12 protein-coding genes are annotated in these 14,922 nt (G+C 70.7%); 11 read left to right on the plus strand and 1 reads right to left on the minus strand.

Annotated features, from left to right (window positions below):
- The first annotated feature begins 136 nt into the window (after nucleotides 1-136).
- From ACFWHU_RS00220 to ACFWHU_RS00270, 11 genes are all read left to right on the plus strand, one after another.
- Entirely contained in the window at nucleotides 137-1,405 is a 1,269-nt protein-coding gene (locus tag ACFWHU_RS00220; RefSeq protein WP_385793332.1) for an ABC transporter substrate-binding protein, read from the plus strand.
- 135 nt (nucleotides 1,406-1,540) lie between these two features.
- Nucleotides 1,541-2,383 (plus strand): carbohydrate ABC transporter permease, encoded by an 843-nt coding sequence (locus ACFWHU_RS00225; protein ID WP_385793330.1) that lies wholly within the window; start codon nucleotides 1,541-1,543, stop codon nucleotides 2,381-2,383.
- Nucleotides 2,370-3,293 (plus strand): carbohydrate ABC transporter permease, encoded by a 924-nt coding sequence (locus ACFWHU_RS00230; protein WP_385793328.1) that lies wholly within the window; start codon nucleotides 2,370-2,372, stop codon nucleotides 3,291-3,293. Before ACFWHU_RS00225 ends, ACFWHU_RS00230 begins: the two co-directional genes overlap by 14 nt.
- Nucleotides 3,294-3,338: 45 nt before the next feature.
- On the plus strand, nucleotides 3,339-4,103 hold the full coding sequence (locus ACFWHU_RS00235; protein ID WP_387222716.1) for an SDR family NAD(P)-dependent oxidoreductase: 765 nt from the start codon (nucleotides 3,339-3,341) through the stop codon (nucleotides 4,101-4,103).
- Nucleotides 4,091-5,878: a heparinase II/III family protein gene (locus ACFWHU_RS00240; RefSeq protein WP_387222719.1), complete on the plus strand. Its 1,788-nt coding sequence runs from the start codon at nucleotides 4,091-4,093 to the stop codon at nucleotides 5,876-5,878. Before ACFWHU_RS00235 ends, ACFWHU_RS00240 begins: the two co-directional genes overlap by 13 nt.
- Nucleotides 5,879-5,881: 3 nt before the next feature.
- Nucleotides 5,882-7,867, plus strand: a complete 1,986-nt coding sequence (locus tag ACFWHU_RS00245) for a hypothetical protein (protein WP_387222722.1) — start codon at nucleotides 5,882-5,884, stop codon at nucleotides 7,865-7,867.
- Nucleotides 7,868-7,870: 3 nt separating this feature from the next.
- The gene (locus ACFWHU_RS00250; RefSeq protein ID WP_387222724.1) at nucleotides 7,871-8,473 is read left to right on the plus strand and encodes a DUF624 domain-containing protein; all 603 of its coding nucleotides are present in this window, start codon (nucleotides 7,871-7,873) and stop codon (nucleotides 8,471-8,473) included.
- Nucleotides 8,470-9,549 (plus strand): DUF1565 domain-containing protein, encoded by a 1,080-nt coding sequence (locus tag ACFWHU_RS00255; RefSeq protein ID WP_387222726.1) that lies wholly within the window; start codon nucleotides 8,470-8,472, stop codon nucleotides 9,547-9,549. Before ACFWHU_RS00250 ends, ACFWHU_RS00255 begins: the two co-directional genes overlap by 4 nt.
- Complete coding sequence (locus tag ACFWHU_RS00260; protein WP_387222729.1) at nucleotides 9,537-10,712, plus strand: SGNH/GDSL hydrolase family protein; 1,176 nt, start codon at nucleotides 9,537-9,539, stop codon at nucleotides 10,710-10,712. The genes ACFWHU_RS00255 and ACFWHU_RS00260 overlap by 13 nt, the downstream gene beginning before the upstream one ends.
- Before the next feature lie 11 nt (nucleotides 10,713-10,723).
- Nucleotides 10,724-13,138 carry a polysaccharide lyase 8 family protein gene (locus ACFWHU_RS00265; RefSeq protein ID WP_387222732.1) on the plus strand — a complete coding sequence of 805 codons (2,415 nt, stop codon included), beginning with the start codon at nucleotides 10,724-10,726 and terminating at the stop codon, nucleotides 13,136-13,138.
- A 4-nt stretch (nucleotides 13,139-13,142) separates the two neighbouring features.
- Nucleotides 13,143-14,117, plus strand: a complete 975-nt coding sequence (locus ACFWHU_RS00270) for an acetylxylan esterase (RefSeq protein ID WP_385793317.1) — start codon at nucleotides 13,143-13,145, stop codon at nucleotides 14,115-14,117.
- 87 nt (nucleotides 14,118-14,204) lie between these two features.
- Here the strand turns inward: ACFWHU_RS00270 and ACFWHU_RS00275 are convergent, their stop codons facing one another.
- Nucleotides 14,205-14,741 (minus strand): hypothetical protein, encoded by a 537-nt coding sequence (locus ACFWHU_RS00275; RefSeq protein ID WP_385793316.1) that lies wholly within the window; start codon nucleotides 14,739-14,741, stop codon nucleotides 14,205-14,207.
- Between the last annotated feature and the right edge of the window lie 181 nt (nucleotides 14,742-14,922).

Raw genomic sequence — 14,922 nt, forward strand, 5'->3', positions numbered from 1 at the left:
TTGTTGTGCATCAGCTGTTGACGTCACTCTCGAGACGTTCCTAGCATCAGTGCATCGATTTACTAGCACTTCCCAGCCATGTCTGAGAAGTCATCGCTGGATCGATCCACTGACTCCACCTCAAAAGGGGTGTCCCATGGAACTCAACAGACGATCTGTGCTCGCAGCCATCGGCGCGGGTACCGCCGCTGCCGCTCTCTCCGGCTGCGGCGGCGGCTCCACGGCTGCCGATTCGGCCGACGGCCCCGCCGAGGGCGAGATCACGCTGCTCACCCCGATCTACGAAGGCGCGAACGGCAAGACCCTCCTCGAGCAGGAGATATTGGGCGGATTCCGGAAGAAGCACCCGGACGTCAAGGTGAACGTGGACTACACCACGTACGCGCAGCTCAACGAGAAGATCACCACCGGTCTCGCCGGCGGGCTGCTGCCCGACGTGCTCATGATGGGCGTCGGCTGGATCCCTCCGTTCGCCGCGAAGAAGGCCATCGCCGAGCTGCCGGAGTCGCTGGCCACCAAACACGACTACGAGAAGCGGGTCCTGGAGCCGTCGCGCTACGACGGCAAGCTCTACGCGCTGCCCGTCGTCCTGGACACCCGCATCGTCGTGTACCGCAAGGACCACTTCGCGGAGGCCGGGATCAAGAAGACCCCGGCCAACTGGGCGGAGTTGCGCGCCGTGGCGAAGCAGCTGACGAAGGACGGCCGTCTCGGCTTCGACCCGTTCTCCATCGATCTGCGCCAGTGCTGGGAGACCTTCCTCTTCGCCAACGGCGGCCGGCTGTTCAGCGAGGACGGCAAGAAGGTGCTGTTCACCGAAGCCGGTGGCGTCGAGGCGCTTCAGTTCTTCAAGGACCTGATCAAGGACGGCTCGGCCGACTACGCGAAGAAGACGGACGCCGGCGCCCCGTCCAACGTACAGACGGGCAGAGCGTCGATGATGATGTCGACGAGCGCCCTGTGGGTGCAGGCCAAGGAGCAGAACCCGGAGCTGATCGAGGGCGACAAACTCGGTGCGTTCGTCCTGGCCAACCGCAGGCCGGCGATGCTCCAGGGCGGCACGCTCGTCACCCAGTCCGCGCGCTCCAAGCACCCGGCCGCGGCCCGTGCGCTCGTCGAGTACCTGGCGACACCCGACTCGATCCTCGGCGCGGCCAAGCAGCGCGGCTCGGTACCCGGTCTCCGGGATCTCAACGAGTCCGGATACGTCAAGGAGAACCAGTTCGTCGATCTCTCCCTCCAGAACCTGGAGCACGCCGTCTCGGAGGGCGGGACCGCGGCCTGGATGGAGATCCGGGAAAAGATCAAGCCGACGCTGGAGCCCGCGATCGTGGGCGGTCAGTCCGCGAAGGACGCCATCGCGGAACTCGGCCGTCTCGCCGAGGCCGCCATCGGACGGATGTAAGGACCCGACACTGTGCCAGCGACATCCGTAGTGAAGGCACGGCCCGCGCGGCCGCCTTCCCCTCCAGAGGCACCGAAGCCGAAGCGTAAGGGCCGGGTCCCCACAGGCCCGGGACGCCGTCGTCGCCGTGCGGGCATGCTCTTGGTGGCGCCCGCCCTGCTGCACGCCTCGCTGTGGATCGGTCTTCCGGTCGTGGTCTCGGTAGCCCTGGCCTTCACGAAGTACGACGTGCTGACGGCACCGGAGTTCGTGGGTCTGGGCAACTTCCGGGACATGCTGGACGACGCGGTCTTCGTCAAGTCCATCGGCAACACGCTCGTCTACACCTTCTTCACGGTGCCCTTCGGTATGGCCCTCGGCCTGCTGGTGGCACTGGCCCTGCACACCGGACTCAAGGCACGCGGCATCTTCCGTACCGCGGTGTTCCTGCCCCAGGTCACCGCGACCGTCGCGATCGCCCTGGTCTGGCTGTGGATCTACAACCCCGGCAACGGACTGCTCAACACCCTCCTGTCGTTCCTGGGCATCGAGGGACCCGCCTGGCTCTCCTCGACGACATGGGCGATGCCCTCGGTGATCCTGGTGGGCATCTGGCAGGGCATCGGCATGAAGATGCTCATCTATCTCGCCGCGCTCCAGTCCCTGCCGAAGGAGCTGTACGAGGCGGCGTCCGTGGACGGCGCGTCCAAGGTCCGGCAGTTCTTCTCGATCACACTGCCGCTGCTGAAGCCCGCGACGTTCTTCGTGCTCATCACCTCGATGATCAGCGCCTTCCAGTCCTTCGACCAGATCTACATCCTGACCGACGGCGGCCCCGCCAACAGCACCACGATGATGACGTACGAGATCTACAAATCCGCCTTCCGGGAGTTCCGGGTCGGCTACGCCAGCGCACAGTCACTCGTGCTCTTCGTGCTGCTCATGGGCTTCACCCTGGTCAACAAGCGGATCATGGGAGGCAGCCGTGGCCACAGCTGAACTGCGAAAGCCGGCCCCGGCTCCGGCGCCGAAGGCCGTGACCAAGGGCAAGCGGGTCTCCGCCGGCCGGATCGCGCTCTACGTGACGCTGAGCGTGGTCTCGCTGCTCATGGTGGTGCCGTTCGTCTGGATGGTGCTCACCTCGCTCAAGACGCCCGTGGAGATCGCGTCGCAGGAAGCCGGACTGCTGCCGGAGCACTGGCAGTTCGGCAACTACGCCGACGCGCTGAAGGCAGCGCCCTTCGCCACGTACGCCAAGAACAGTCTCGTCATCGCGGTCAGCCACACCGTGCTCAATGTGCTGGTCGCGTCGATGGCGGGGTACGCGCTCGCGCGCATCAGGTTCCGCGGCAGCGAGATGATCTTCCTTCTCTTCATCGCGGCCCTCATGATCCCCACGTACACCAAGGTGCTGCCCGAGTTCCTGATCGTCCGCTTCATGCCGCTGGCCGGCGGGAACGACATCTTCGGCCAGGGCGGCAGCGGCTGGCTGGACAGCTGGTGGGCGCTCATCATCCCGGGCGCGGTCACCCCGTTCGCGGTCTTCCTCTTCCGGCAGTTCTACCTGGACCTGCCGGTGGAGCTGGAAGAGGCGGCCCGGCTCGACGGGCTCGGCGAGTTCCGTATCTACACCCGGATCATGAGCCCACAGGTCAAGCCCGCGTTCATCACCGTCGCGCTGCTGACCTTCGAGACCTCCTGGAACAACTTCCTCTGGCCACTCCTGGTGACCCGTACGGACAGCATGCGGGTGATCCAGGTCGGGCTCTCCGTCTTCAAGACGGAGAACGGCCCCCAGTGGCACTTCCTGATGGCGGGCACCACACTCGCCACCCTTCCCATGGTCGTCCTCTTCCTCATCGGCCAGCGCTACTTCGTACAGGGCTTCGCAACCGCCGGTCTCAAGTGACCGGTTCCGGCTCCTCATGGGCCGGTCACCGAAAGGGCTTCACCCATGTCTGCTGATCTCAACGGCTCCCGCGCACTGGTGACGGGAGCGGGCCACGGCATCGGCCGCGCCATCGCCGTCGCCCTGGCGGAGGCCGGCGCCGATGTCGCCGTCCACTACCACTCGTCCGCCGACGAGGCCGCGAGGACGGTCTCCGAAATCGAGGCCCTGGGCCGCAGGGCCAAAGCGTTCAGGGCCGACGTGACCGTGAGCGAGCAGGTGGACGCGCTGGTCGAGGAGGCCACCGGATTCCTCGGCGGTCTGGACGTCCTCGTCTGCAACGCGGGTCATCTGATCGGCCGCGAGAAGATCGCGGCCATGTCGGACGACCACTTCGACCAGGTCATCTCCGTCAATCTGACATCGACGTTCCGCACGGTGCGAGCCGCCCTGCCGCATCTGACGCGGTCATCGGCCGGGCGCGTCATCACCATGTCGTCGCTCGCCGCGCACAACGGCGGCGGTCCCGGATCGGTCGCCTACGCGGCCGCCAAGGCCGGCGTCCGCGGCTTCACCAAGGGCCTGGCGAAGGAACTCGCGGGTACGGGAGTCACGGTCAACACGGTGGCGCCCGGCTTCATCAAGGGCACCGCCTTCCACGACACGTTCACCGCTCCCCAGGCCCAGCAGGCGATGGAGGCGGGCATCCCGGTGGGCCGGGCCGGCACACCGCAGGACGTCGCCCACGCGGTCGTCCATCTGGCCTCGCCCGCGTCGGGCTTCCTGACCGCCACCACCGTGGACATCGACGGTGGCGCGTGGCCGCGTTGAGGCGGATCGCCCGGCAGCGGGGCGGCTGGTGGCACGCGTACGTCTGCCCGGCGCACGGGGTGGAACTCGACCACGGTGATCTCCTCGGCGGAATCTTCCCCGAGGGCGGTGCGCGCTGCGCGCTGGGCTGCCGGGTGGACACGGAGGCGGTGCGCGGCGCCTGGCTGGTGCTGTCGCACCAGGCGTGGGCGCGGCATCTGCGGGTGCTCGCGCATCGCGGCGAGCGTACGGAGGTGGTGGCACGGCTCGTCGAGTACTCGGCCGTGTACGCCGGCCTCGCCACCGAGCGGCACGGCGAGGCGCAGACATGGATGCTGCGCGGCCGGCTGTTCCACCAGGCGCTGACCGACGCCATCTGGGCCGTCAACATCGGGCACACGGTGAGCACGCTCGCCGGGACCGACACCGAGGACCTGGTGGCGGTCCTGCCGCTGCTCGACGACCTGGAGCTGGCCGCTCTCGACGCCCGTTCCGTGCTGACCGGCCAGGGACACCTCGCGTCCAACTACACCGCGTGGCTGAACGCGGCAGGCGTCGCCACGAGCCGGGCGGCCGCCGCGGTGCGCGGCCGGGAGTGGGACGGTACGAAGCGGTGGCTGGAGGGCGACCACGGCCTGTACGCCCATCTGCGGGTGGCGGTCGCCGAGGACGGCTGGGAGTGGGAGGGCAGCACCTACTACCACGGGTTCGTGCTGCGGGCGGCCCTGCTGGCGCTGCGTTCCACCGACCCGGCGGCGATCCCGTCCGACGTGGTCGGCGTGCTGGCCGGGATGACGGACGTCCTGGCGGCGATCGCGACGGACGGCGGCATTCTTCCCGCGCTGCACGACGGACCGTATCTGCGCCGCCCGCTGGCCCTGGAGTGGCTCGAACTGATCGCGCTCGCCCAGCAGTTGGTGCCCTCCGAGGCACTGGAAGCGGTGGCGGTACGGGCCCGGGCCGAGCTCGGCGAGCACGACGACGGGCTGGACCGGGAGTTGGGCGGCTGGTTCGCGGGGCCGCCGCTCCCCCGCCGGGCGGCGCCCGGCCCGGTCACCGTCTTCCCGTCGGCGGGTTACGGAGTGGTGCGCGCGGAGGGCATCCACGCGCTGCTGGACTTCGGCCCGCACGGCGGGTCGCACGGGCACCGCGACAAGCTGTCGCTGTATCTGTACGGGGCCACCACCCCGTGGCAGCCGGATCCAGGTCAAGTGCCCTACGCGCACGCCGAGTTCCGTGATCTGTACACATCGACCGAGGCACATCCGGCGTTCCGGGTGGACGGCCGCGAGCAGGCGGAGTGCACGGGCACGCTGCTGGACTCGGACGCCGCCTCCGTCACCGCCGAGGTCACCACCGCGTACGAAGGGGTGCGCGCGGTACGGCGGGTGGCGGTCGGCGACTGCTACCTGGTGGATCTGCTGACGGTGACGGGCCCGGAGGCGCGCCGGGTCACGGCCCAGCTGCGCCCGGGAACGGCACTGGACATCCAGCTACAGGCCAACGGCCCCGTACGCACCACCTGGTACGGCGAGGAGACCCTGCACGGCTGGCACGCCCACACCCCCGGGGTACCGGTGCGGCCGGTGACCCTGCCGGGCCCCGGTCCCGCCGACGATCCGCAGCGCGTGCGCACCCGGGTCGACTTCACCTGCGAGGCGGAGCGGGTCACCTTCGCCTCGGTGTACCAGGCGGCCTCCGCGGGCCCCGCGGTGACCGATGTACGACTCGACGGTGAGGAGCTGACGGTGGATCTGACGGACGGCTCCACCGCGCGCTTCCGGACGGAGGGCTGAGCCTTGCTGCTCTCCGCCACGCCGCCGCCGGGCCCGCGTCCCGCGAAGGAGGCCCGGCTGCGGGAGGAGGCCGCGCGCCACCGTGACCTCACCCCGCCCCGCACACACCCGTCGGCCAGCATCACCTGGCTGGGCCCCGCCGCCTCCAACCCGGCTCTGGCGTACCGCGTCACCGGCGACCGCGCGCATCTTGACGAGAGCCGGCGCTGGATCGAAGCGGCGGTGCGGCTGCCGCACTGGGGCCGGGCCCATATGCCGGACCACGACCTGGACGCGGGCTGGCTGCTGCATCATCTGTCGCTCGCCCTCCGGTGGGTCGGCGACGAACTGCCGGACGGGGAACGCGCGCTGCTGCGGCACAAGCTGCTGCTACAGGGCCGCCGGATGCATGAGTTCGCGGTGGCGAGCGAGGGCCGCTGGTGGTCGTCGTCGTACTGGCAGAACCACAACTGGATCTGCTACGCGGGCCTGGCGACCGCCGGGTACGTCCTGGGCAAGGAGGAGTGGACCGAGCGCGCCAGGGACAACCTCGGCACGGTACTGGACCTGATGCCGGCCGACGGTTCCCATGCCGAAGGCGTCGTGTACTGGCGCTACGGGGTGCCGTTCCTGGCGATCCACCTGGATCTCCTGAAGGAGGCGGAGGGTGTCGACTGGTGGGAGCGCGGCGGTTTCCTCGCCAACACCTTCCGCTACCGGCTCCACCAGACGGCGCCCGGTTTCGCGTTCAACGTCGACCACGGGGACTGCCACGACCGGCGCAGCGGCCACAGCGCGGGGCTGTACTACCGGCTCGCCGACCGGTACGGCATCGCGGAGGCCCAGTGGATGGGCGATCTGGCCTCGGGCGAACTGCTGTGGCAGGAGGCGGCGGAGAGCGGGGTGCGGCCGGGAATCCTGCCGGAGGCCTATCTGGAGTATCTCTGGTACGACCCGTCCGTACCGGCTGCCCGGCCCACCGAGACCCGTGCCTACTTCCCCGATCTCGGGCTGCTCGCGGCCCGCACGGGGTGGGACGACGACGCCACGCTGGTGTCGTTCAAGGCGAGTCCGGGTGGCGGTCACACCGCGTGGGAGACCTCGGCCCGGCACCGGGCCGAGCTGGGCTGGGAGACCCTGAACCAGGGGCACCACCACCCGGATTCGGGGTCCTTCGTGCTGATCTCGCAGGGGGCGTTCCTCGCCGTCGACGAGGGTTACAGCAACCGGAAGCGGGCGGCGCACCACAATCTGCTGCTGGTGGACGGACAGGGGTACGCGGACGAGGACCGCTACCACGTCTACCAGGACATTCCGTACGAGCGGCAGGCCAGGCAGCGCGATGTGCTGGTGGACACCGAGACCGGCTGGGCGCACGCCACGGCGGAGATCGCCGCGATGTACGACCCCGCGCTGGGCGTCCGGCGTCTGGACCGGACCCTGGTGTTCACGCCGTCGGGGCGGCTCGTGCTGCTCGACCTGGCCGAGGCGGAGGCCGAGCGGGAGTGGACGTTCCTGCTCCAGACCGACCGCCCGACGGAGCCGCGGCCGGACGGCGCCCGACTGATCAGGTCGGGAGCGGCAACCGCCCTCGTACAGCGGTTCGCACCTCACGACGCCTCGGTCACGTGCGAGGTCACCGAGGTCGAGGCCAATCCGACCGCCAGTACGCCGGAGCTGCGTCTCACGCGGACGCTCCACACACTGCGTTCGACCGCCCCGCGGTCGTCGGACGGTCTCTTCCTCACCGCCATCACGCCCGGGGAGGCGCCGGCCGGCGAGCGGATCGCGTGCCTGGAGGGGCACGGCGTCACGTTCGCGGAGGCCGGGGAGAGTGTCCTGCTGTCACCCGTCGCCCGGCGGATCCGTACGTCCGGGGTGAGCGCCGACGCCGCCGCCCTGCTGACCTCCGCCGACGCCGCGCCGTACGTCGTGCGGTGCACGCGGCTGGAGCTGGACGGGCACGTGCTCCTCGATGTGGCGGAGCCGTACACAGGAAAGGTCGGCTGAATCATGCAGGCAACCCTCTCGTCCGGCTGGCCGACGCTGCTTCGGCGTCTGGAGTTCATCGCGTTCCCGGCCGCCGCCGGGGCCGCGTGCGCCGTGCTGTCGCTGGGTGTCGTGACCTGGCTGCCCGCGCTCGCGGCGATGGCGCACGCGTTGCAGCGGTGGCGTACGGAAGGGGACAACCGTGTGTTCGTCAACGCGTTCGCCGCGTTCCCCCGTTACTGGCGCGCGCTGTGGCGGCACGGGCTGGTGTCGACGGCGGCCGCGGTCGTCCTCGGCGCGAACATCGTGTACCTGCTGTCCCGTTCGGAGCCATGGACCTTCGTCGTGCTCGCCGCGCAGGTGGGCATCGCCGCCGCGCTCGTCATCCATCACATCGCACTCGCCGCCGAGGCCGGCCGGACACCGCGGGGCTCGGTCCGCGCCTGGTCGGCCGGGGCGCTGGCGCTCGGCTTCGGGTCTCCGGCCCGGGGCACCGCACTGCTCGGCGCGGTGATCTCCGCCGTGCTGCTCTCCCTCGTCGTACCGCTGGGGCCACTTCTGCTGGGCCCCAGCATCCCCGTACTGCTCGCTCTGTCCTTCGCCGATCCCAGGAGGCACACCTCATGAGCCACGCACTGCGCACCGCCCTGGCCGCCGCACTCGCCGCGGGCACCTCGCTTCTCCTGCCGTCGCCGTCCGTCGCCGCCGAGGCGGCGACGGCGTACTACGTCGCGCCGTCCGGCAGCGACGCCAACGCGGGTACGTCGGCGGGGGCGCCGCTCGCCACGATCCAGAAGGCCCTCGACCTCGCCCCCACGGGCGCCGTGGTCAACCTCGGGGCCGGCACCTATCGGCAGGACGTGGTGACCAAGCGCCCCGGCGTCACGCTCACGGGCCCGTCGAACGCCGTGGTGAAGGGGGCGGGTGACAGCCGGATCATCCAGGTGCGGCACGACTCCACGACGCTGAGCGGCTTCACCGTGGACGGGCTGCACGGCTCGTCCGACGACGTGGCGGGCTACCGCCTGAAGCTTATATATGTCATGAGCACGACTCCCGGAAACGGGGTGGGCGGCCTGCGCGTCACCGGAATGACACTCAAGAACGCCGCCGACGAATGCGTGCGGCTGCGCTATCTGGTCACCGGCGCGGAGGTGGACGACAACACGATCACCAACTGCGGGGTCGCCGACTTCAAGTTCGGCGGCGGCGGCAAGAACGGCGAAGGCATCTACCTCGGCACAGCACCCGAGCAGCAGGGCGCGAACGGCGCCCCGGACGCCGCGGCGGACATCAGCAGGAACAACCGCATCCACCACAACACCATCGCCACCCAGGGCAACGAGTGCGTCGACGTGAAGGAGAACTCGACCAACAACTACGTCGAGTACAACGACTGCACCGGCCAGAAGGACGCCTCATCCGGCGGTCTCGACGCACGCGGCAGCGGCAACATCTTCCGCTACAACACCGTGCACGGAAACGTCGGCGCCGGTGTCCGGCTCGGTGGTGACACCGCGACCGACGGCATCGACACGAGTGTGTACGGCAACACGATCACCAACAACGCGGGCGGCGGCATCAAGTTCATGCGCACCCCGCAGGGCCCGGTGTGCACCAACACCATGAGCGGCAACACCGGCGGCGACGCGGTCGGCACCTACGCGAGCGAGTACGCGCCGACCGGCGCGTGCCCGCAGTGACCGGCCGGAGGCCCGCGAGACGCGGGGTACTGACGGCGGCGGGGGTGGCGGCGGTCGCGATCGCCGCGCCCGGAACCCGGGCCGCGGCGACGCCCCGGAGCGGTGACAGCGGCAGCGGCGGGGCCGGCAGGTCGCGCTGGGCCACGTCCTGGGCGACGGCACAGACCGAGCCGACCGAGACCGACGCCGTGGCGGCCCGCGGCCTCACCGACGGCGTGTTCACCGCCGTCCTGCGGCTGTCGGCCGGTGGACAGGTGCGTCTGCGGTACGGGAGCGCCTTCGGAGCCGTACCGGTCCTGATCGGTCCGGTGACGGCGGGCGGGCGTCCGGTGACGTTCGGCGGGAAGCGGCAGGAGTGGCTGGCCGCGGGCGCCTGCCTGACCAGTGATCCGGTCGACGGTCTGAGTGTTCCGGCGGCGTCGCGGCTGACGGTGGAGACCCGGCTGCCCGGTCCCACCGGGCCCTTGTCGTTCCACCGCAACACGCATGCCTCGCACACCGTCGACGGGGTGCGCACCACCTCGGTGTTCCTGCTGACCGGCGTCGAGGTGACCGGCGCCCACGGCCCGGTCGTCGCCGTGCTCGGCGACTCCATCGCGGAGGGCGTCGGCACACCCGACGACGCGGACCTGCGCTGGCCGGACCAACTGGCCCGGCGGATCCCCGGATCGGCCGTCGCCAACCTCGGTATCAGCGGCAACCGGCTCCTGCTGGACGACGCCCGGTTCGGGCCCGGCGGACAGGCCCGGTTCGACCGCGACGTCCTCTCGCTGCCCGGGCTGCGCACCGTACTCGTCCATCTCGGTATCAACGACCTCCAGCAGCCGCCCGCCCAGACGGACCCCGCTCGCGTACTGGCCGGCTACCGCCAACTGGTGCTGCGCGCCAGGAACGCGGGGCTGCGGACCGTCGGTTCGACCATCACCCCGTTCGAGGGGTGGACCCGCTGGACACCGGAGCTCGACGCGGTCCGGCAGCGGATCAACCGCGCTGTGCGCACCGGCCGGCTGTTCGACGCGGTCGCCGACTTCGACAAGGCACTGCACGATCCCGCACAGCCGTCACGCCTGCTGCCCGCGTTCGACAGCGGCGACGGCCTGCACCCCAACCCTTCCGGTCACGCCGCGCTCGCCGCGGCCGTCGACCGCCGACATCTCCTGTGAGGGCCCGACACATGAACCCAGGCACCGGCAGAGGCACCACCCGTCGCACCATCCTGGCTGGAACAGCGGCGCTCGGCGCGGCCGTCACCCTGCCCCTGACCCTCGCCTCCGGCACCGCGCACGCGGCGGTCGCGGACGCGGCCGCGCTTCGCGCACGCTGGCACACCCTGCTCACCGGGGGCGCCGGTCTCGATCTGACGGACGAGCGGATCGCGGCGGCCGTCGCCCGGACCGGCCGGGCCGCGACCACGGCCGCGACGGGCCTGGACCCGTCCCGTACCGACGGCCTGTTCGCCGACCTGACGAGCACCACGCTCTCCAACCACGTCACCACGTCGTTCAAGCGGCTCGCCACGATCGCCACCGCGTGGGCGGTGCCCGGTACCCCGCAGTACGGGGACGCGGCCCTCGCGGATCGGCTGCTCGCGGGTGTCGACTGGATGCTGACACACCGATACGGCCCCGAACACACCCGTTTCGACAACGACTGGGACTGGGAGATCGGATCGGCGCTCGCGCTCAACGACGCGTCCGTACTGCTGTACGACGTGCTCGGCGCGGAGCGGCTCGCCCGGATCACCACGGCCGTACGGCACTACACACCCGATCCGAACCTGTGGCGGGCGGACCGGCAGATCGCGACCGGGGCGAACCGGGTGTGGATCTCCACGGTGGTCGCGGTCAACGCCGTTCTGCGGGCCGACGGGGACGCCCTCATCCGGGTGCGCGACGCTCTTTCGGACGTCGAGGGTTCAGGTGCCAACAGTGTCCTGGCCTTCAACGACCGCGCGGACGGCTCGGCGGGCACCGGCGAGGGGTTCTACTCCGACGGTTCGTTCCTCCAGCACTACAAGCACCCGTACAACGGCGGTTACGGCAAGGAGTTGCTCAACAACCTCTCCCGGCTGCTGAACCTGCTCGCGGGCACCGAGTGGACGGTCACCGACCCCGAGCTCGACAACGTCCGCGCCTGGGTCGACGAGGGTTTCGACCCACTGCTGGCACGGGGCGATGTGATGGCCTCGGTGTGCGGCCGTGAGATCGCGCGTCCCAGCAAGCAGGGGCACGCCTCGGCGCAGACGGTCATCGAGGCGGTGGTGCGGCTGATCCCGAGCTTCCCGGGCGACACGGCCGACCGGTTCACGGCGCTGGTCAAGCAGTGGATCGCCGAGGACACCTACCGGGACTTCCTGGCCGTCACCGACCTCGCCTCGCTCGTCGCCGCCCGCCGCGTCCTCGACTCCCCCGTCCCCGCGCGCGGTCCGCTGGTCGCCCACAAGCAGCACCCGCGGATGGACAAGGCCGCGCACCACAGGCCGTCTTTCGCGCTCGGCATCTCCGCGTACTCGAGCCGGATCTACAACTACGAGTCGATCCAGAACGAGAATCTGCACGGCTGGCATCTCTCCGACGGCATGGTGCTGCTGTACACCGACGACCTCGGGCACTACAGCGAGGACTACTGGCCCACCGTCGACCCCGCCAGGCTGCCCGGCACCACGGTCGTCGCGGGCAGGCCGGCGAACGCGGCAGGACAGCGCACGACGAGCACGGCCGACTGGGCCGGCGGCACCGTACTGCCCGGGACGACCCTCGGCGCCTACGGCATGGAGCTGCGGTCTTACGGAAGTTCGCTGCACGGCCTCAAGAGCTGGTTCTGTCTGGACGATGTGATCGCATGCGTCGGCTCCGGCATCACGGCGGACGCGGGGCCGGTGGAGACCGTCGTGGAGAACCGCAAGCTGCGCGACCCGCACGCCACGCTCCTCGTCGACGGGAAGGCCGCCCCGACCGACGCCGGCTGGTCGGCCCGGCTCGACGGGGCGCGGTGGCTGCATGCCGAAGGGACCGGCGGCTACGTCTTCCCGAAGCCCGCCACGCTGCGCGCTCTGCGTGAGGAACGCACCGCGACCTGGCGGGAGATCAACCTCAAGTACGGCACGGACACTCCCGTGACCCGCCCCTATCTGACGCTGTGGCAGGACCACGGGGCGGCGCCGGCCGGCGCGAGCTACTTCTGGCTCCAGGCACCGGCCGCGTCCGCCGCGCGCACCAGGCAGTGGGCGGCCGCGCCCCCGGTGGAGCTCGTCTCCGACTCGACGGCCGTACATGCCGTACGCCGCCGCGTGGACGGTCTGCTCGCCGCGAACTTCTGGACCGCGGGTGCGGCGCCGTCGCAGGAGCTCGCCGCGGACGGCCCCGTCTCGGTGCTGGTGCGGCCGGAGGGCCGGACCGTCACCGTGGCTCTCTCGGATCCGACGCAGCTGCGGTCCTCGGTGGTCGTGGACCTCGCCCGGCGCGGCCTGACGGTCGTCGCGGCCGACCCCGGCGTACGCACCACCGCCACCGGACGGGGTATCCGGATCACCGCCGACACGGCGAACCTGCACGGTGCGACGCTCAATCTCACCCTGAAGAGGAGCTAGACCCTTGCTGTTCGACATGCCCCTGGAGCGGTTGCGCGAGTACCGGCCGCAGCCGGAGGAGCCGGCCGACTTCGACGCCTTCTGGGAGAAGACGCTCACCGAGACGGCCCGTCACGACCTGGACGCCGCGTTCGTGCCGTACGATGCCGGATTCGCGACCGTGGACGTGTTCGACGTGACGTTCCGCGGCTGGGGCGGGCAGCCGGTGAAGGCCTGGCTCATGCTGCCGCGCGTCCGCTCGGGACCGCTGCCGGCCGTGGTGCAGTACATCGGCTACAACGGTGGCCGTGGCATCCCGTACTCCTGGCTGACCTGGAGCGCGCTCGGTTACGCCCATCTCGTCATGGACAACCGCGGCCAGGGCGGCGGCGGCAAGAACACCTCGGACACCCCGGACTTCGGCCCGGACGGGCACGGCTCGTCCTCCCCCGGGTTCCTGACCCGGGGCATCGAGGATCCCGGCCGGCACTACTACCGGCGGCTCATCACCGACGCGGTGCGGGCCTTCGACGCGGTGAAGGCCCACGAAGCCGTGGACTCCTCCCGGGTCGCGGTCCTGGGCGGCAGCCAGGGCGGCGGTCTCGCCCTGGCCGTGGCCGGGCTGCGCGAGGACGTGGCGGCGGCGGTCGCCGATGTGCCGTTCCTGTGCCACTACCGGCGCGCGTCGCAGATCACGGACGCGGGACCCTACGCGGAGATCGCCCGCTGGCTGTCCGGGCACCGCTTCCGGGTCGAGGAGGCGATGAACACCCTGTCGTACTTCGACGGGGTCAACTTCGCGGCGCGGGCCACCGCGCCCGCGTGGTTCTCGGTGGGCCTGATGGACCGGATCTGCCCGTCATCGACGGTGTACGCGGCCTACCACGCCTACGCCGGTCCGGCCGAGATCGAGGTGTTCCCCTACAACGGCCACGAGGGGGGCGCGGAGTACGACCTGCCGCGCAAGCTCTCGGCGCTGCGCGGCGTGTTCGGTCAGTAGGGGGCGCGACGGGGGCCGGGCCCGGCAGCGCTGTGCCCGGCCCCCGCGCACAACGGGACGTCGCCGACGTTTCACCCGCCCGTCCCGCTACTTGATCAGGGCATTCGCGATGATGATCACCAGGCCGATCAGCATGTCCAGGCACCCCGCCCGGCACGAGGACGGCCATCCGTGCCCGGCGGTGCGGGCGGCCCAGGCGCCCCAGCCGAACAGGGCGACGGTGTTGAACAGCAGGGCCGCGTCCACAGCCGCGGCTTCTGCCCACCACCCGGCCACCGCGCCGAGCAGTATCGCCACCGCGGGCAGCACGGCGGCGACCAGTGGCCACTCGGCGAGCACCAACCGCAGTCTGCTCACGGTGGCCGCCTCGTCGGCCGACGCACGCTGGGCGATGACGTGCGCGTACCCATGGGCGGCGGCCGACGCCAGCGCGGTGAGCAGTACCCACAGCACGTCCGAACCGGGATCGGCCTTCTCGCCCGGCACGTCCAGCGCGGCCACCAGCGCGCTGGCCAGCACCAGGCCGTAGATGCCACTGAACAGCGCCTGCTCCGGCGGCCGGTGCGGCAAGGCCGACCTTGGCGCGACGCCCCTTCGGCGGACATGGTCGGCGCGCTCGGGCATCGCATCGCCTCGGTGCGGGAAGAGGGGCTGGGTCCGCACATACTCACCCGCGTGCCGTCAGGGAACGGGACGCCACGCGCAGATGAGGTCAAAACGCCGGTGTCGGGTGTCGTTCCGGCGCCATGGCTGGGGAGAGACGGTTATAGATCGGGGAGATCAGCGTGCCGTGCTGTCCACGAGC

Source organism: Streptomyces sp. NPDC060366 (genome assembly GCF_042725135.1).
Classification (GTDB): domain Bacteria; phylum Actinomycetota; class Actinomycetes; order Streptomycetales; family Streptomycetaceae; genus Streptomyces.